13 protein-coding genes are annotated in these 18046 nt (G+C 69.8%); 3 read left to right on the top strand and 10 right to left on the bottom strand.

Annotated features, from left to right (window positions below; genetic code table 11):
• Positions 1–55 precede the first annotated feature (55 nt).
• The 8 genes from ACLQ23_RS21930 to ACLQ23_RS21895 form a co-directional block, all read right to left on the bottom strand.
• Entirely contained in the window at positions 56–1030 is a 975-nt protein-coding gene (locus ACLQ23_RS21930) for an aldo/keto reductase (RefSeq protein WP_355591543.1), read from the bottom strand.
• On the bottom strand, positions 1027–1905 hold the full coding sequence (locus ACLQ23_RS21925) for an amidohydrolase family protein (RefSeq protein ID WP_355632131.1): 879 nt from the start codon (positions 1903–1905) through the stop codon (positions 1027–1029). The genes ACLQ23_RS21930 and ACLQ23_RS21925 overlap by 4 nt, the downstream gene beginning before the upstream one ends.
• The gene (locus tag ACLQ23_RS21920; protein WP_425881022.1) at positions 1902–2663 is read right to left on the bottom strand and encodes an SDR family oxidoreductase; all 762 of its coding nucleotides are present in this window, start codon (positions 2661–2663) and stop codon (positions 1902–1904) included. Before ACLQ23_RS21920 ends, ACLQ23_RS21925 begins: the two co-directional genes overlap by 4 nt.
• Positions 2660–3688, bottom strand: coding sequence for a zinc-dependent alcohol dehydrogenase (locus ACLQ23_RS21915; protein WP_425881021.1), 1029 nt, complete (start codon positions 3686–3688; stop codon positions 2660–2662). The genes ACLQ23_RS21920 and ACLQ23_RS21915 overlap by 4 nt, the downstream gene beginning before the upstream one ends.
• A 277-nt stretch (positions 3689–3965) precedes the next feature.
• The gene (locus ACLQ23_RS21910) at positions 3966–5201 is read right to left on the bottom strand and encodes a mandelate racemase/muconate lactonizing enzyme family protein (protein WP_355591555.1); all 1236 of its coding nucleotides are present in this window, start codon (positions 5199–5201) and stop codon (positions 3966–3968) included.
• A gap of 1 nt (position 5202) precedes the next feature.
• A complete protein-coding gene (locus ACLQ23_RS21905; protein ID WP_355591558.1) occupies positions 5203–6030 on the bottom strand; it encodes a carbohydrate ABC transporter permease in 828 nt (275 codons plus the stop codon).
• Complete coding sequence (locus tag ACLQ23_RS21900) at positions 6030–7013, bottom strand: carbohydrate ABC transporter permease (RefSeq protein ID WP_425881020.1); 984 nt, start codon at positions 7011–7013, stop codon at positions 6030–6032. The genes ACLQ23_RS21905 and ACLQ23_RS21900 overlap by 1 nt, the downstream gene beginning before the upstream one ends.
• A gap of 4 nt (positions 7014–7017) precedes the next feature.
• Complete coding sequence (locus tag ACLQ23_RS21895; protein WP_425881019.1) at positions 7018–8286, bottom strand: ABC transporter substrate-binding protein; 1269 nt, start codon at positions 8284–8286, stop codon at positions 7018–7020.
• A gap of 148 nt (positions 8287–8434) precedes the next feature.
• Here ACLQ23_RS21895 and ACLQ23_RS21890 point away from each other — a divergent pair, with 148 nt between their 5' ends.
• The 3 genes from ACLQ23_RS21890 to ACLQ23_RS21880 all read left to right on the top strand — a co-directional run bounded on the left by ACLQ23_RS21890 (position 8435) and on the right by ACLQ23_RS21880 (position 14464).
• A complete protein-coding gene (locus ACLQ23_RS21890; protein WP_355591567.1) occupies positions 8435–9205 on the top strand; it encodes a FadR/GntR family transcriptional regulator in 771 nt (256 codons plus the stop codon).
• 425 nt (positions 9206–9630) lie between these two features.
• Entirely contained in the window at positions 9631–11433 is a 1803-nt protein-coding gene (locus tag ACLQ23_RS21885) for a family 43 glycosylhydrolase (RefSeq protein ID WP_355591570.1), read from the top strand.
• 211 nt (positions 11434–11644) lie between these two features.
• The gene (locus ACLQ23_RS21880; protein ID WP_355591573.1) at positions 11645–14464 is read left to right on the top strand and encodes a glycosyl hydrolase family 95 catalytic domain-containing protein; all 2820 of its coding nucleotides are present in this window, start codon (positions 11645–11647) and stop codon (positions 14462–14464) included.
• An 83-nt stretch (positions 14465–14547) separates the two neighbouring features.
• On the opposite strand, the gene ACLQ23_RS21875 is transcribed toward ACLQ23_RS21880, so the two are convergent.
• Complete coding sequence (locus tag ACLQ23_RS21875; protein ID WP_355591576.1) at positions 14548–15543, bottom strand: ribonucleotide-diphosphate reductase subunit beta; 996 nt, start codon at positions 15541–15543, stop codon at positions 14548–14550.
• Between the two features lie 47 nt (positions 15544–15590).
• The gene (locus ACLQ23_RS21870) at positions 15591–17909 is read right to left on the bottom strand and encodes a ribonucleoside-diphosphate reductase subunit alpha (RefSeq protein ID WP_355592094.1); all 2319 of its coding nucleotides are present in this window, start codon (positions 17907–17909) and stop codon (positions 15591–15593) included.
• Positions 17910–18046 lie beyond the last annotated feature (137 nt).

The raw sequence follows: 18046 nt of genomic DNA, 5'->3' as shown, positions 1-18046 counted from the left end.
GGCGCCGGCCACCCGATCCTCGGGTGGCCGGCGTATCCCGTCGCCAGGCGAGCGTCTACGTCCCGAGCAGCCCGGCCGCGCGCAACGCCGGCCAGAGCTCGTTCGGGACGTCGGCCTCGGACCGGCGCAGCGTCTCGGCCACCTGGGCCGCGTCACGCAGGCCGACGACGGTCGAGACGACGGCCGGATGCTGGCGGACGTACGCCAGTGCCGCTTGCGGCAGGGTCACGCCGTGGGCCTCGCACACGTCGGCGATCCGCCGGGCGCGCTCGATCACCTCCGGTGGGGCCTGCTCATAGTTGTAGACCGCGTCGGCCGGCGGCCGGTCCCGGGCCAGCAGCCCCGAGTTGTAGACCCCGGCGATCACCACGCCGACCCCACGGGCCTGCGCGGCGGGCAGGAGGTCGGCAAGCGCGCCCTGCTCCAGCAGCGTGTACCGACCGGCGCACATCATGACGTCGACATCGGCCTCCTCGACGAACCGGGCCAGCATCGCCGACTGGTTCATGCCCGCGCCGATCGCGCCGATGACGCCCTCGTCGCGCAGCCGGACCAGCGCCGGAACGGCCTCGGTGGCCGCCTGCTCCCAGTGCTCGTCGGGGTCGTGCAGGTAGACCACATCGATGCGGTCCAGGCCCGTGCGCTCCAGGCTGGCCTCCAACGACCGGCGTACACCGTCGCCGCTGAAGTCCCAGACCCGCCTGTGGTCGGCCGGCACGTCGAAGCCCTCGGCGTCGCGCTGTTGTGCGGTCTCCGGCGACGGTACGAGCAGCCGCCCCACCTTCGTCGACACCACGTACTCGTTGCGGGGGCGGGAGCGCAGGGCAGCGCCGAGGCGCCGCTCGGACAGCCCGAGCCCGTAGTGCGGCGCGGTGTCGAAGTATCGGATGCCCGCCGCCCACGCGGCGTCCACGGCGGCGGCGAACTCGTCGTCGGAGGTCGCCCGGTAGAGGTTTCCGCCCTGAGCGGCGCCGAAGCCCAGGGCGGTGAGTCGGACCCCGGGCCGACGCGGCAGCGCCCGGGGCGTCACGACTCCCCCAGCCGGTAGGCGCGGCGTGCGGTGTCGCGCCAGATCGCCGCCCGCTCGGCGTCGCCGAGCGGTTCCAGTAGCTCGGCGAGCACCTCCACCCACCTGGTGTACGAACTGGCGAGCAGGCACACCGGCCAGTCGGAGCCGAACATGAGGCGGTGCGGGCCGAACGCGTCGAGGGCGTGGTCGACGGCGGGCCGCAGGTCCGCGGCCGACCAGGACGGCCCGTCCACCTCGGTCACGAGCCCGGAGAGCTTCGCCGTGACGTTCGGCTGGGCGGCGAGCGCCCGCAGGTCGCCGGGCCAGTCGCCGAGGCTCCGCTGCCCGAGCGCGGGTTTGCCCAGATGGTCGAGGACGAACGACACCTCGGGCAGGTCCCGGACGAGCCGGATGGCGGCGGGCAGTTGGCGGTCCCGGACCAGTAGGTCGAAGGTGAGGTCGGCGGCGCCGACCGCCGCGATGCCCCGCCGGACGTCACGCCTGTCGAGGTAGGCGGGGTCGGGCTCGGACTGGACCAGATCGCGGATGCCGACCAGCCGCTGCCCGCCGCGTGCGGCACGGAGCCGGTCGATGCGCTCGTCGATGTCGTCGGCGCTGAGGTCCACCCAGCCGACGACACCGCCGATCAGGGGGTCGTCGGCAGCGACGCCCAGCAGGTGTTCGGTCTCGGCCACCGAGGCGATGGACTGCACGACGACGGTTTCGGTGACGCCTGCGGCGCGTGCCACCGGGGCGAGGTCCGCAGCGGTGAAGTCGTTGTCGATAGCGGCCATCGTGTGCGGGTCGATCCACGGTTGCGGGTGCCGGGCGCGGATCCAGAGGTGGTGGTGTGCGTCGACGATGCCGGGTCGTCCGGCCAGCTGCGTGGCGATCATCGGCCGAGCCAGCCGCCGTCGACGGGCAGGACGGTGCCGTGCACGTAGTCCGAGGCCGGGGAGGCCAGGAAGACGACGGCGCCGGCCAGGTCGTCGGCACGCCCCCACCGGCCGGCCGGGATCCGGCCCACTATGGCCTCGTTGCGGTCGGGGTCGTCGCGGAGCGCCTGGGTGTTGTCGGTGGCGATGTAGCCGGGTGCGATGGCGTTGACGTTCACCCCACGACCCGCCCACTCGTTGGCAAGTGCCCTGGTCAGTCCGGCCAGGCCGGACTTCGCCGCGGTGTAGCTCGCCACGTTGATACCGCCCTGGAAGCTGAGCAGCGAGGCGGTAAAGATGATCTTGCCGTGGCCCCTGTCGACCATCTGTCGACCGATCTCCCGGCTCAACACGAACTGACTGGACAGGTTCACCTGCACCACCCGATCCCACATCTCGTCGGGGTGATCCGCCGCCGGTGCGCGACCGATCGTGCCACCGTTGTTGACAAGGATGTCCACCGGGCCGAGCGCGGCGACGTCCTCGACCAGTCGGTAGACCGCCGCGCGGTCACCCAGGTCCGTCCGGAAGCCGGTGAACCGGCGACCAGCGGCCCGGACCCGCTGCTGCACCGCACTGCCCTCGGACTCCAACTGCGCCGACACCCCGATGACGTCCGCACCGGCCAGCGCCAGGGCCTCCGCCATCGCCAGGCCGATGCCCCGCCGGGCGCCGGTCACCAGCGCGGTGTGTCCGGAAAGGTCGAACAACGCGCTCATCGGCCCTCCTCCCGCCAGTCCAGCAGCACCTTGAGCACGCCCCCGCCACCCTCCAGGGCCACGAACGCGTCGGTGACCTCCTCGATCGGCAGCACCCGGGAAATCAGCTCCCGGGCCGGCACGACCCCCGCCGCGACGAGCCGGATCGCCTCGGCCACATCCGCCCGCGAGTACAACCGCGCACCCACCAACTCCAACTCACGCCAGAAGAACCGGTGCAGGTTCACCGGACGTGGCTGCGGGTGGATCGCCACCAGCACCAACCGGCCACGGGTCGTCAGCACGTCGACGGCAGTGCCGACCCCGCCGGCCGAGCCGGACACCTCGAACGCCACATCCGCCCCCGCGCCGCCGGTCCGCTCGTTCACAAGCGCCACCACGTCGGTCGACCCCGGATCGACAGCCTCGATCCCGATCCCGGCAGCCACCGACCGGCGGAAGCCGTCCGGCTCGACGAGCACCACCTGCGCGCCACGGTCGCGGGCCACCGCGGCGATGAGCACACCGACCGGCCCGCCACCCACCACCACCACCTGCTCGCCCGGCACGACCCGCCCACGGCCGACGTCGTGCACCGCCACCGCCACCGGCTCGACGAGCGCCGCGTGGTCAAGTGGAAGATCGTCGGGAAGCGCGAGCACCAGATCCGCCGGGACCGTCCACGACGACTGCATGGCACCTGGCGAATCGATGCCAAGGAAATCCATCGAATGGCAGATGTGCGAGTCGCCCCGGCGGCACGCCGGGCAACGCCCGCAGGCGCGCGTCGGCATCACCGTGACGGCCTGCCCGACCGACCAGCCGGTCACACCCTCACCGATCGCGGCGATCCGGCCGGACATCTCATGCCCGAGAACCGCCGACGCGCCCACCCGCGCGTCCATGTCGCCGTGGAAGATGTGCAGGTCCGTGCCGCAGATCCCGGTGTACGCCACCTCGATGCGTACCTGCCCGGGACCGGGCGCCTGCGGGGCTCGATCCTCGACTGCGAGGTCCCGTGCCCCCCGGTAGACAACTGCCTTCACCGCTGCTCCGTCTCGACGTGGTGGGATTCCGCCGCTGCGTACGGTCGGACGACTGCCCTGTTGCCGCGCGTCCGCGATCCGAGGATGCGGGCCCGGGTCGGGCTGGGCCGGTTCGGCCGGGTGGTCCCGGCCGGCGTGGTGAGCGGCCCGGTCCGGGCGCCAGCCGTCGGCGTGCCGGCGAGCGCCGCCAATGTCCGCCTGGAGGCTACGAGCGAGGATGACACTCGGGGTCCTTTCGGTGATGGCGGGTTTCCGGGCCGGAGTGGGCCCGGCGGGATCAACGCCGGACGGGTGCGGCGTCCTGGTGGGCCGCGACGGCGTCGGCGAGCAGGGACTCGACCCGCAGCGCCGGCGCGGCAGAGGCGTCGTCGGCCTCCGCGAGCAGCCGCAGGCCGGCCCGTTCCGGGCGGACGTTCGGGCTGTCCGCGCTCGGGCTGCCCGGCCGGTGACCGGCGGCCACGATCGTCGCCTCGTCGACCCGGATGCCGAGCCCCGGCGCGTCGCCGAGGACGAAGGCGCCGCCCTCGATGTGCAGGTCGACGTCGAGGCCCACCGGCGGCCGCAGGTCCTGCAACTCGCTCACCAGGTGGTTGGGGACCGAGGTCGCTGCGTGCAGCAGACCGATCGGGCTGTTGCCGATGGGGCTCACCGGCAGATCGTGGGCGTGCGCCAGGGCGGCCACCCGCAGAAAGTGGGTGACCCCCCAGACGGCGGCCGACTGGACGATGTCGAGGGCGCCCGCACCGATCAACGGCCGGTACTGCTCCAGTCCGGTGAGGTTCTCGCCACTGGCGACCGCCGCGCGGACACCACGACCGACGGCGGCCAGACCTTCGGCGTCCCACCGCCGCACCGGCTCCTCGATCCACACCAGATCGATGGTGCGCTCCAGCTCGCAGACGTGCCGGACGGCCTGCTTGCGTGACCACGCCTCGTTGACGTCGAGCATCAGGCCGGGTCGACGGCCGTGGCCCGCCTCGGTGAGCACGTCGCGCACCAGGGCGAGCCGTTGCCGGTCCCGCTCGATGTCGAGGCCACCCTTGAGCTTGGCGGCACGCAGGCCGTACCCGGCGTAGACCTCGTACTCCGCGACGAGTTCGTCGTCGCTCAGGCCGATGTCCAGACCCGAGGCGTACGCGGGAACCTGTCGGTCCCGGCCACCGAGCAGCCGCCAGAGCGGCTCGCCGGCAGCCTGCGCCTTGATGTCCCACAGGGCGGTGTCGAGCGCGCCGACGGTCCCGAACACGAGGCCCCCGTGGCCGGCCTTGAACGTCTGCCGCAGCATCCGGTCGTACAGGGTGGTCACCGCGCGGGGATCCTCCCCGTCGATGGCTGCGAAGATCGCCTCGATCTCCACGTCCGGCCCCAGGCCGACGCCGCTGATCCCCTCGTCGGTCTCGACGATGACGATCGGCACCGTGGTGACGCCGTGGGGAAGCACGCCGTTGGCGTCGCCGACGGGCCGACCCCACTGTTGGACGGTCGTCAGGGTTCGATACCCGGTGATGCGCATATCAGCCTTTCGTGGAACCAGCGGCGACGCCGTCTGCGATCTGGCGCTGAAGGAACAGGTAGACCGCCAGGACGGGAATCGCGGCGATGAGCACCCCTGAGGCGAACGTGGGGATGTCCTCGGAGTACTGCCCGCGCAGCGAGGTCACCCCGACCATCAGGGTGCGATGGTCGGCCGACGGCATCATCAGCAGCGCGATGAGCACGTCGTTCCAGCAGAACAGGGTGTTGAGGATGCCTACCGACAGCAGCGCCGGAGCGCCGAGCGGCAGCATGATCCGGCCGTAGACGCCGTACACGCTGTTGCCGTCGATCCGGGCCGCGTCGACGATCTCCGCCGGGATGGTCTTGTAGTAGCTGGCCATCAGGAAGATCGTGAACGGCAGGAACTGCGCGACGTAGGCGAGGATCAGCCCCGGGTACGTGTCGACGAGGCCGGTGTCCGCCATGATCCGAGCCAGCGGCACCATGATCACCTGGAAGGGCACGAAGAGCGCCGCGAGGCAGCCGATGAACAACGCCGACGAGCCACGGAACCGCAGTTGGCTCAGCGCGAAGCCGGCCATCGACCCGAAGAGCAGCAGCAGGAACACAGAGCAGGCCACCACGAGCAACGAGTTGGCGGCGTACCGGGCCATCCCGACGCTGCTCCACGCCGTGGTGATGTTCTCCAGGCGCAGGGAGTCGGCAAGCGAGAAACGGTCGAGGATGTACTCCCGCCGGGTCTTCATCGCGACGTTGGCGGTGAACAGCAGCGGGTAGATCGTCGCGAGGGCGAGCAACCCCATCGGGAGAACGAGCAGCCAGCGGCCCAGTCGGACGCGGGACATCAGTCCACCTTCCCCGATCGTCGGAGCAGTTTGAGTTGCAGCAGCCCGACGACGAGCATGATGACGAAGAGGACCGTCGACGCGGCCGACGCGAGCGCCGGACGGTTCATCTGGCCCTGCTGGATCCAGATGTAGTACTCCGGCAGGTACGTCGAACCCTCCGGGCCGCCGGTGGTCATGACGTAGAGCAGGCCGAACATCGATGTCAGCATCCCGATCATCGTGGTCACGAAGACGAACTGGATGGTGCGGGTGAGGCTGGGGATGATCACGTGCCGGATGACCTGGCCCAGTGACGCGCCGTCGATCCGGGCGGCGTCCAGCAGCGTGCCGTCCAGGGTCGCGAAGCCGGCCAGGAACACCACGAGCGCCATCCCGAAGGTCGCCCAGACGTGGACGCCGACGACTGCGAACATGGCGACGTCCGAGTCGCCGAGCCAGTCCACGGGGCCGATGCCGACCGCGCCGAGCACGGAGTTGACAGGGCCGTCGAAGGACAGCAGAAGGTTGAAGATCGCGCCGACGATGACCGGGGACAGCACGGCCGGGAAGAAGTAGACGCTGCGGTAGAACCGGTGCCCTGGCACGCGCAGGTAGATGAACGTGGCGATGATGCCCGGGATCGCCACCGCCACCGGCAGGAGCAGCACCAGCAACCCGACGTTGCGCAGCGCCTGCTGGAACAGCGGGTCGTGGAACAGGTCGACGTAGTTGTCGAAGCCGACGGCCGCGCCGTCGCGCTCGCCGTCGCCGGTGAAGGAGAAGTTGACGCCGAGCAGCAGCGGCCACAGCCGCAGCAGCACGAGGATCAGGATGGCGGGAGCGACGAGCACGAACGGCGCGAGGAGTTCGGCGCGGCGGCCACCGGCGGCACGCCGGGCGGCGCCGCGAACGCGGTGCTCCGGCGGCGGTGTGGGCTGCACCCCGCCGGCCCGCCCGGTCGAGACCGGACGGACCGACGGGAGCGACTTTCCGATCGGCACGAGATCAGCCCGCCGCGTCGGAAGCTGCCATCTGCTTCACGACCTCGTCGACGGTGACCGAACCGCTGAGCAACTGCTGGGACAGCCTGCCCATCAGGTCGATCGACTTCGACGAGAGCGCCACGTGCGGCGCGGGCTTGCCGGTCTTGATCTCGGAGACGATCGTGGTCACGGCAGGGCCGCCCTGCGACACGTCGATCGTCGTGTCGGCGGTGATCGCGCCGGCGTTGGCGTAGAACGCCTTCAGCGCGTCGGTGGAGGTCAGCGAACGCACCAGATCGGCGGCCACCTTCGGGTCCTTCGTCCACTTGGCGACCGCGTAACCGATGCCGCCGTCGTACGGCAGGCTCGGCGTGGTGCCGGCGGTCACCACCGGCGCCGTCATGACGCCGAGCTTCTCGGGCGTGACGAACTCGTTGAAGTCCTTCCAGTGCCCGATGTCGGACATCAGGCCGATGATGTGCGCGGCCTTGGCGGACTGGAAGACGGCGAACGCGTCGTTGAACATCGCCGTGGAGTTCGCCCCGTCGTTGTTCAACCCCGCGGTGCCGGTCTCCTTCCACAGCTGGAAGATCCGCTTGACGTTGGGCGAGTTCCAGTCCCGCTTGCCGGCGATCCAGTCGTCGTACTCCTGGCCGGTGAGGATGCCCGACGCCATGGCGGACAGGAAGAACTGGATGCCGATGCCCTCCTTGTTGCCGACGGCGAAGCACTTGGCACCTGTCGCCTTGGTGATGGTGCCGCAGTTGGCGAGGAACTCCGGCCAGGTCGTGGCCGGCTTCGCCGGGTCGAGGCCGGCCTTCTCGTAGAGCGCCTTGTTGTAGTAGATCGGGTGCCCCTGGAGGGTCACCGGTGCGGCGTAGGTCTTGCCGTCCTTGGCGAACGCGTCCCAGCCGGCCAGCCGCTGCCGGTCCTCGGCCACCTGCTCGTCCAACGGCAGGAGGGAGCCGACCCGGTCACGGATCTGGCCGCCGCCGTTGAAGAGGATGACGTCCGGCCCCTTACCGGACTGTATCGCCGCGCCCAGCAGCGTGTAGTACTGGTCGAACGGCTGGGCGACGAACTCGACTGTGACGTCCTTGTGCTTCTTGGCGAAGTCGGCCTTGGCCTTCTCCACGTACGCGGCGGAGCTCGCCTCGCCGGACTTCCAGTCCCAGACGATCAGCTTGTCGGCCGAGCCCGAGGACGACGAACCAGATCCGGTGGCGCTTCCACAGCCCGTCAGGGCCAGCCCCGCAACGAGGACTGCGGCCCACACTGCTCGTTGCTTCATCGTTGCTCACCTTCGTATGGGGAGTGGCCGCAGAACCGGCCGTCGATGCAAGAATGACCGAGAACGTAACTCGTATGACGTATCACGTCAACGTTTACCCGTACACTGGGGCGAAATCGTGGCTCGGGGCAGCCACGCGGAGGTGGACATGACGGCATCGAACGAGACGACAGTGAATGGTTCAGCGGCACCCACCTGGGCTCGCCGTCCGGCCAACCTGGCACGAGCGATCACCGCAGAATTGGTGAACCGGATCGTCCAGGGCGTTCACCCGCCGGGCACCCCGCTGCCCCCCGAACCGGTGCTCTGCGAGACCTTCTCGGTGAGCCGGACCGTCATCCGCGAGGCGGTGAAGATCCTCCAGGAAAAGGGCCTCGTGCAGGTCCGCCAGGGCAGCGGCACACTGGTCACCCCTCCGTCGGCGTGGGACATGCTCGACGAACTCGTTCTCGCCGCGACCATCGCCGAGGACGACAGCCTGGCGATCCTCGACGACCTGGTGGTCACCCGGCGGGTGCTGGAGTCCGACATGGCCAATGTGGCCGCCCGACTCGCCGACCAGGACACCATCGACCGGCTGCGCGCTCTGGTCGACCGGATGGACGAACTCGTCGACGACCACCTCGCCTACCAGGAGCACGACCGCGCCTTCCACGACACCGTCATGCAGGCATCCGGAAACCGGATCGCGCGGGGCGTCGTCCGGTCGCTGGAGAGCCAGGTCGTCAACACCGCGCGGTACATGGGCCGCCCTGAGCGCGCCATGTGCGTGGCCTCCAACCAGGGGCACCGGCGCATCCACGAGCGCATCGCCGCACACGACCCGGACGGCGCCGCCCAGGCGATGTTCACCCACATCACCGAGGCCTGGCTCGTCCGCCGCACTGGACCGGACAGTCCGACGCGGTTGCAGCGCTGACGATCGGGCGGCTCGGGTCGCCACGACCGTGACTTGAGCGGTGCGCGGCCGGGTTGGTCGAGATTCAGGGCCGTCCATGGCTTGTGAATGTTAGCGATAACAGACTACGCTCGGGCCCCAGAGGCGCAGGGCACGCTTCACCCCTCCACAGGACCCCGCCGGGCCGGTGGAGCCGCGCACGAGCAACGCCCCGCTGGCGGGTGTCCGGGCCTCTCCACAGGACGTTGAGCACCCCGGCCCGCCCCTGCGGGAGCCTGCGGGCATCCAACACAACCTCCGTGTGCCGATCCACGACACCGCCACGCGCCGAGTCGAGCGCCGTCCCCGACCACAGGCCTCCGTGCGGTGCCGATACCCCCTGCCCTACGGCCCCGTCTCCGCTCTTTCGATCCGTCAGGTGAGCGTCCCATCCCTGGGAGGTACCGATGACATCCACACCCACACCGCCGAGGACCCGGCTCAGGCGCGCGGGCGCCTGGCTGGTGAGCCTGCTGCTCGTCTCGACGCTGCTGCCGGCCACCGCGGCGCGCGCGGACAACCCCATCGTCCAGCACATCTACACCGCCGACCCCGCCCCGCTGGTGCACGACGGACGCGTCTACCTCTACACCGGTCATGACGAGGACGGCTCCACGTACTTCACGATGAAGGACTGGCGGGTGTGGTCCTCCGCCGACATGGTCAACTGGACCGACCACGGCTCCCCGCTGAGCGTCAGCACCTTCAGTTGGGCCAGCGCCAACGCGTGGGCCGGCCAGGTCATCGCCCGCAACGGAAAGTTCTACTGGTACGTCCCGGTGACCGCCCGTGCGACCAACTCGATGGCCATCGGCGTCGCGGTGTCCGACAGTCCCACCGGGCCGTTCCGGGACGCCATCGGGCGGCCACTGGTGGGCAACGGCGAGATCGACCCCACAGTGTTCGTCGACGACGACGGCCAGGCGTACCTGTACTGGGGAAACCCCAACCTCTGGTACGTGAAGCTGAACGCGGACATGATCTCGTACAGCGGTAGCGCCACCAAGATCCCGCTCACCACCACCGGCTTCGGCGCCCGGTCCGGCAGCACGAGCAGGCCCACGCTGTACGAGGAAGGCCCGTGGGTCTACAAGCGCAACGGCGTCTACTACAACGTGTTCGCGGCGGAGTGCTGCTCGGAGTTCATCGGCTACTCGACAGCGACCGGCCCGACCGGCCCCTGGACGTACCGGGGGACGATCATGCCTCGGCAGGGCGCCAGCTTCACCAATCACGCCGGGGTCATCGACTTCAACGGCGGCTCGTACTTCTTCTACCACAACGGCGCGCTGCCCGGCGGCAGCGGCTACACCCGCTCGGTGGCGGTGGAGAAGTTCACCTACAACACCAACGGCACCATCCCGACGATCAACATGACCACGACCGGCGCGCCACAGATCGGGACGCTGAATCCGTACGTACGGCAGGAGGCCGAGACCATCGCCTGGGGCTCCGGCATCGAGACGGAGCCGGCCAGCGAGGGCGGGATGAACGTCGGCTTCATCGAGAACGGCGACTACATCAAGGTAAAGGGAGTGGGCTTCGGCGCGGGCGCGACATCGTTCAGCGCCCGGGTGGCCTCGGCGACCTCCGGCGGCAGCATCGAGCTGCGTCTCGGCAGCCCCACCGGCACCCGGGTAGGTAGCTGCTCCGTGCCGGGCACCGGCGGGTGGCAGAGCTGGCAGACCGTCTCCTGCGCGGTCAGCGGCGCAACCGGCAACCAGGACCTGTACCTGCGGTTCACCGGGGGCAGCGGCAACCTGTTCAACGTCAACTGGTGGCAGTTCCAGAGCGGCGGCAACCCGACGCCCACGCCGTCCCCCACAGCGATCCCCACGCCCACGCCCACGCCGATCCCGACCCCCACGCCGACGCCGACGCCGACGCCGACCAGTCCGGGTGGGCAGTCCTGCGCGGCCACCCACACGGTGGTCAACAGCTGGCAGGGCGGGTTCGAGGGGCGGGTGACTGTCACCAACGCGGGGGCCAGCACGATCAACGGCTGGCGGGTCACCTTCACCCTCGCCAGCGGGCAGACGGTGGCGCAGAGCTGGAACGGCACGTTCAGCCAGCAGGGCAACCAGGTGACCCTGGCAAACGCCGGCTACAACGGCCAACTCGCGGCGGGAACGTCGACCACTGTGGGCTACCTCAGCGCGAGCACCGGGAGCAACGAGCCGCCGGGAAACCTGAGCTGCGCATCGGCCTGACGACTTCGGAGGGCGCCGGCCCGTCTCGTCGGGGCAACGACGAGACGGGCCCGCCCCCGTCGGCCATCCGGCCCGCAAGCATCATATCTTTTCCATTCAGATTGCTCTATGGTTTCGTCATTGTGTCGGATGCATGACCGGTCTACACCAGCGCAGACATCCGATGCGGAGATACCGAGCCGCGACGAGCGCCGCCCCGAGGAGGCCCGAGATGTCAGATGTAACGCGCAGGCAGGCGCTCAAAATCGGAGCAGCGGGCGCCACCGGCGCGCTGTTGCCGCTCTCCCAGCTCGGCGACAGCCCGGCGCCCGCATCGGCCGAGGCGCAGGCCGCTAACGACCTTGTGCTGTGGTATGACGAATCGGCCGGCACTGACTGGTTGCGGGCACTGCCGATCGGCAACGGTCGCCTCGGCGCCATGGTCTTCGGCAACGTCGACCGGGAAACCCTCCAGCTCAACGAGGACACCGTCTGGGCAGGCGGTCCACACGATCCCAGCAACACGAGAGGCGCCGGATCGATAGCGGAGATCCGTCGACGGGTCTTCGCCAACCAGTGGACGCAGGCGCAGGATCTGATCAACCAGACGATGCTCGGCAACCCGGTCGGGCAGCTGGCGTACCAGCCGGTGGGGAACCTGCGCCTGGCCTTCGGCACCTCGACGAGCGCGTCGCAGTACACCCGGCGGCTCGACCTCACCACGGCGACCACCTCGGTGGCGTACGTGCTCAACGGTGTACGCCACGAGCGGGAGGTCTTCGCCAGCGCACCGGACCAGGTCATAGTGGTACGCCTGAGCGTCGACAGGGCGGCCTCGCTCACGTTCACTGCGACGTTCGACAGCCCGCAACGCACCACGGTGTCCAGCCCGGACGGTGCCACGATCGCCCTGGACGGCACGTCCGGCAGCCAGGAGGGCGTCACCGGCGCGGTCCGCTTCCACGCGCTGACCCACGCCACAGTCACCGGTGGCACAGTCACCAGCTCCGGCGGCACGCTGCGGGTCTCCGGCGCCACAAGCGCCACACTGCTGATCTCGATCGGCTCCAGCTATGTCACCTACCGCAACGTCGGTGGCGACTACCAGGGCATCGCCCGCCGGAACCTGACCGCCGCCCGGGCTCGTAGCGTCGACGAGCTCCGCAGCCGGCACATCGCCGACTACCAGGCGCTGTTCGGGCGGGTGAGCCTCGATCTGGGTCGCACCGCCGCCGCCGACCGGACGACCGACGAGCGGATCGCGCAGCACAGCTCGTCCACCGACCCGCAGTTCTCGGCGCTGCTGTTCCAGTACGGCCGGTACCTGTTGATCTCGTCCTCGCGCCCCGGCAGCCAGCCGGCGAACCTCCAGGGCATCTGGAACGACCAGATGACCCCCTCGTGGGATTCGAAGTACACGATCAACGTCAACCTGCCGATGAACTACTGGCCGGCCAACTCGACGAACCTGCCCGAGTGTCACCGACCTGTCTTCGAGATGATCAAGGATCTGGCGGTGGCCGGCGCGCGAACCGCCCAGGTGCAGTACGGCGCCGGCGGCTGGGTCACCCACCACAACACCGACGCGTGGCGGGCCACAGCTGTCGTCGACGGCGCGTTCTGGGGAATGTGGCAGACCGGCGGCGCCTGGCTGAGCACCCTCATCTGGGACCACTACCTGTTCACCGGCGACGTCGAGTTCCTGCGGGCGCACTACCCGGCAATGAAGGGGGCCGCGCAGTTCTTCCTGGACACCCTCCAGACGGAGCCGACCCTGGGCTGGCTCGTCACCAACCCGTCGAACTCGCCGGAGCTGTCCCACCACGCCAACGCCAGCGTCTGCGCCGGGCCCACGATGGACAACCAGATCCTGCGCGACCTGTTCGACGGGTGCGCCCGGGCCAGCGAGATCCTCGACGTGGACCCCACGTTCCGGGCGCAGGTCCGCGCTACCCGCGACCGGCTCCCTCCGACCCGGATCGGCTCGCGCGGCAACGTCATGGAGTGGCTGTACGACTGGGTGGAGACCGAGCCCAACCACCGGCACGTCTCCCACCTCTACGGACTGCACCCCAGCAACCAGATCACCCGCCGGGGCACACCTCAGCTGTACGAGGCCGCGCGGCGGACCCTTGAGTTGCGCGGCGACGACGGGACGGGCTGGTCGTTGGCCTGGAAAATCAACTTCTGGGCGCGACTGGAGGACGGCGCGCGGGCGCACCGGATCCTGCGCGGCCTGGTCACCACCGCCAGGCTGGCGCCGAACATGTTCGACCTGCACCCGCCGTTCCAGATCGACGGCAACTTCGGCGCGACAGCGGGCATCGCCGAGATGCTGCTGCACAGCCACAACGGCGAACTGCACATCCTTCCGGCGCTGCCCAGCGCCTGGCCGCAGGGCCGGGTGACCGGCCTCCGTGCGCGAGGTGGCTACACAGTGGGCATCGCGTGGAGTGCCGCCCAGCCCCAGGAGATCCTGGTCGGCGCCGACCGGGGCGCTACGGTCCGACTGCGCTCGCGGCTGTTCACCGCGACCCACTCGGTCGTCGACGCGGTCACCGGCGCCCCGGCCCGCACCACGAGGATCGAGTCCGACGTCATCGAACTCACGGTGCAGGCGGGACAGTCCTACCGGGCGTACCCCGGGGTCGCGCCGAGTCCGACGGCGACGGCGATTCCGACGCCGACACCGATCCCGACGCCCACCCCGACTGCGACCCCCACGCCGACCTCCACTCCCCCGCCGTCAGGGTCGGCGACTGCCTCCTACGCCATCGACAACTCGTGGGCGGGCGGCTTCCAGGCCACAGTCACCGTCACCGCCGGCTCCACGCCGATAAACGGGTGGACCGTGTCCTGGACCTTCCCCAACGGGCAGACCATCGGCCAGCTCTGGAGCGGCACCCACACCCAGAGCGGATCGGCGGTACGGGTGACAAACGTCGCCTACAACGGCGCGCTCGCCGCCGGCGCCTCGACCACCTTCGGGTTCACGGGCTCCTGGAACGGCACAAACAACCCACCGGCCAGTCTCACCTGCACCACGAGCTGAGTCGTCAGGCTCCCGCGCGGGAGCTGGGCTCGGCCACCCGCCTACCGGGCGGCGGGTGGCCGAGCCCCCCGCACGACCACCGGCTAGAAGTCGTCGTCGAAGGCGACCGAACCCGTCACCCCTACCTGGTACGCCGACACCCGCCGCTCGAAGAAGTTTGACAACTCCTGCACGTCCTGCAACTCCATGAAGGCGAACGGGTTGCTCGACCCGTAGTGCGGCGCGATGCCGAGCTGGGCGAGGCGGCGATCGGCGACGTGCTGGAGGTACTCCCGCATGTCGGCAAGGGTCAGGCCCGGCACACCGTGGCCCAGCAGGTCCTCGGCGAACTGCACCTCGCACTCGACGGCCTCGTTGATCATCTGACGGACCTGGTCGGCGAGGTCGTCGTCGAACAGGTCCGGCTCCTCGGCACGGACGGTGTCGACGACGTCGAACGCGAACGCCATGTGCATCGACTCGTCGCGGAACACCCAGTTGGTGCCGGAGGCAAGGCCGTGCAGCAGACCCCGGGAGCGCAGGAAGTAGACGTAGGCGAACGCGCCGTAGAAGAACAGCCCCTCGATGCAGGCGGCGAAGCAGATCAGGTTGAGCAGGAACGTCCGCCGATCCTCGCGGGTCCGCAGCTGCCGCAGGTCGTTCAGCGAGTCGATCCAGCGGAAGCAGAACTCGGCCTTGCGGCGGATCGAGGGGATGTTTTCGATGGCGGCGAAGGCAGCGAACCGCTCGGCCTCGTCGGGCACGTACGTGTCGAGCAGGTTGAGATAGAACTGGACGTGCACGGCCTCCTCGAACAGCTGCCGGGACAGGTAGAGCCGGCCCTCCGGGCTGTTGACGTGTTGGTAGAGGTTGAGCACGAGGTTGTTGGCGACGATCGTGTCGCCGGTGGCGAAGAACGCCACGAGGCGGCTGACCAGGTGCCGCTCGGCGGGCGACAGCTTGTCCAGGTCGGTGAGGTCGGCGTGCAGGTCGACCTCCTCGACCGTCCAGGTGTTGCGGATGGCGTCGCGGAACCTGTCGAAGAAGTGCGGGTAGCGCATCGGGCGCAGGGTGAGATCCATCCCGGGGTCGAGCAGCATGTGCGTGGTCCTCGTGTTGGCAGTGTCGGTAGTGGTGTCGGCGGCGGTCACTGGCAGGCCTCGCACGACTCGGGGTTCTCCAGCGAGCAGGCCAGCGCCTCGGCGTCGGTAGTGGACGGCGCGACGAGAGCCACTGTTGCCTGCTGGATGCGGGTGGCGGGGCGCGACCGCAGGTAGTAGGTGGTCTTCAGCCCGGCCTTCCAGGCGTACAGGTACATCGAGGAGAGCTTGCCGATGGTGGGCGAGGCCAGGAACAGGTTCAGCGACTGGGACTGGTCGATGAACGGGGCGCGGGCGGCGGCCAGGTCGATGAGCGCCCGCTGCGGCAGCTCCCACGCGGTGCGGAACAGCTCCCGCACGTCTGCCGGCAGCGCCGCGATGCCCTGCACCGACCCCTCGGCTCGGCGGATCGCCGACCGGATCTCGTCGGTCCACAGGCCACGGGCCTTCAGCTCGCGTACCAGAGCGGTGTTGACCTGGAGGAACTCACCGGACAGGGTCTCGCGCTTGAACAGGTTGGACACCTGCGGCTCGACGCACTCGTAGCAGCCGGCGATCGAGGCGATTGTCGCCGTGGGCGCGACAGCCACGAGCAGCGAGTTGCGCAGCCCGTACGCCGCGACACGCTCGCGTAGCGCCGCCCAGCGCGCGGTCTGCGTACCCTCGATGCCCCACAGGTCCGGTTGCAGGTCGCCTCGCGCGGCCCGGGTCTGCCCGAACGCCGGGTGTGCGCCGGCGTGGCGGGCCAGGTCGGCGGAGGTCTCCAGCGCGGTCAGGTACAGCTCCTCGCTGATCCGGGTGGACAGCTCCCGCGCGGCAGGCGAGTCGAACGGCAGCCGCAGCGCGAAGAACACGTCCTGGAGACCCATCAGCCCGAGCCCGACCGGCCGCCAGCGGGGGTTGCTCGCCGCCGCCTGCGCTGTCGGGTAGTAGTTGATGTCGATGACCCGGTCGAGGAACGTCACAGCCGTCCGGACCGTTTCGCGCAGCTTCGGCCAGTCGATGCCGTCGCCGGTGAGGTGCGCGGCGACGTTCACCGAACCCAGGTTGCACACCGCCGTCTCGGCGTCGCTGGACACCTCGATGATCTCGGTGCAGAGGTTGGACAGGTGCACGACGTTGCCCGGCTCGGCGGTCTGGTTGCACAACCGGTTGGCGGCGTCCTTGAAGGTCATCCACCCGTTGCCGGTCTGGGCGAGGGTGCGCATCATCTTCCCGTACAGCTCCCGCGCCGGGACCTGCCGCACGTAGCGGCCCTGCGCCTCGGCCCTGCGGTACGCGGCGTCGAACCGCTCCCCCCACAGGTCGGGCAGCTCGGGCACCTCGTTCGGGTCGAACAGCGACCACATCTCGTCGGCCTCGACCCGGCGCATGAACTCGTCGGGGATCCAGTTGGCCAGGTTCAGGTTGTGGGTACGCCGGGCGTCCTCGCCGGTGTTGTCCCGCAGTTGCAGGAACTCCTCGATGTCCGGGTGCCACGGCTCCAGGTACACGCAGGCAGCGCCCTTGCGCCGGCCGCCCTGGTTGACGGCGGCGACGCTCGCGTCAAGGGTGCGCAGCCACGGCACGATCCCGTTGGACTGCCCGTTCGTGCCGCGGATCAACGCGCCCCGGGACCGGACCCGGGAGTAGGCGATGCCGATGCCGCCGGCGAACTTGGACAGGTTGGCGACCTGCGCGTACCGCTGGTAGATCGAGTCCAGCTCGTCGCGCGGCGAGTCGACCAGGTAACAGGAGGACATCTGCGTGTGCCGGGTGCCGGAGTTGAACAACGTCGGGGAACTGGGCAGGTAGGCCAGGCTGGACATCAGCCGGTAGAAACCGACAGCCTCGTCCGGCGTACGGGACAGGCCGCAGGCCACCCGCAGCAGCCAGAACTGCGGCGTCTCCAGAACCAGCCGACTGGTGGGGTGGCGCAGCAGGTACCTGTCGTAGACGGTACGCAGGCCGAAGTACTCGAACCTCCGGTCGCCGTCCCTGTCGATCGCGTCGTCGAGCAGCGCGGCGTGCGCGGCGACGAACGCGGCGGTGCCGTCACCGATCAGGCCCTCGGCGTGGCTGATCCGGATCGACGCGCTGAACGAGGTGACGCCCTGCCGGCGCACCTCCTTGTCGACGTAGCCGGACAGCAGTCGGGCGGCCAGGCGCGAGTACTGCGGTTCCTCGCCGATCATCTCGGCGGCGGTCTGGATGGACAGCCGGTCCAGTTCGGCCGTCGTCGCTCCGTCGTACAGGCCGCTGATCGTGCGGGTGGCAACCCGCAGCGGGTCGACGTCGGTCAGGTCGTCGGCCCACCGCTCGACCGCCCGGACGATCCGGTTCACGTCCACGGGCTCCATGCGGCCGTCGCGCTTGCGGACCTGCATCGGCGTCCGCCGCACTGCCGTCTCGCCGCTGACCGGGGCTACCTCGGTGACTGTCACCACTCACTCCTCGCGAGTTCGAGACCAGATGGCCCTCGGACGCGCGGGAGCAGACACCGGCGGACGCCACGCCCGCAGGG

The organism is Micromonospora sp. DT41 (assembly GCF_049841715.1).
Taxonomy (GTDB): Bacteria; Actinomycetota; Actinomycetes; order Mycobacteriales; family Micromonosporaceae; genus Micromonospora; species Micromonospora profundi.
Note: the sequence above shows the minus strand (reverse complement) of the source record. Positions and strands in the feature narration are given on the sequence as shown.

What these genes read in the sequence shown, in the direction of transcription:
- ACLQ23_RS21870 (WP_355592094.1), bottom strand. Translation starts at nt 17,909, where the DNA reads ATGCAGGTCCGCAAGCGCGACGGCCGCATGGAGCCCGTGGACGTGAAC.
- ACLQ23_RS21910 (WP_355591555.1), bottom strand. Translation starts at nt 5,201, where the DNA reads ATGCGCATCACCGGGTATCGAACCCTGACGACCGTCCAACAGTGGGGT.
- ACLQ23_RS21905 (WP_355591558.1), bottom strand. Translation starts at nt 6,030, where the DNA reads ATGTCCCGCGTCCGACTGGGCCGCTGGCTGCTCGTTCTCCCGATGGGG.
- ACLQ23_RS21895 (WP_425881019.1), bottom strand. Translation starts at nt 8,286, where the DNA reads ATGAAGCAACGAGCAGTGTGGGCCGCAGTCCTCGTTGCGGGGCTGGCC.
- ACLQ23_RS21880 (WP_355591573.1), top strand. Translation starts at nt 11,645, where the DNA reads ATGTCAGATGTAACGCGCAGGCAGGCGCTCAAAATCGGAGCAGCGGGC.
- ACLQ23_RS21885 (WP_355591570.1), top strand. Translation starts at nt 9,631, where the DNA reads ATGACATCCACACCCACACCGCCGAGGACCCGGCTCAGGCGCGCGGGC.
- ACLQ23_RS21890 (WP_355591567.1), top strand. Translation starts at nt 8,435, where the DNA reads ATGACGGCATCGAACGAGACGACAGTGAATGGTTCAGCGGCACCCACC.
- ACLQ23_RS21920 (WP_425881022.1), bottom strand. Translation starts at nt 2,663, where the DNA reads ATGAGCGCGTTGTTCGACCTTTCCGGACACACCGCGCTGGTGACCGGC.
- ACLQ23_RS21875 (WP_355591576.1), bottom strand. Translation starts at nt 15,543, where the DNA reads ATGCTGCTCGACCCCGGGATGGATCTCACCCTGCGCCCGATGCGCTAC.
- ACLQ23_RS21925 (WP_355632131.1), bottom strand. Translation starts at nt 1,905, where the DNA reads ATGATCGCCACGCAGCTGGCCGGACGACCCGGCATCGTCGACGCACAC.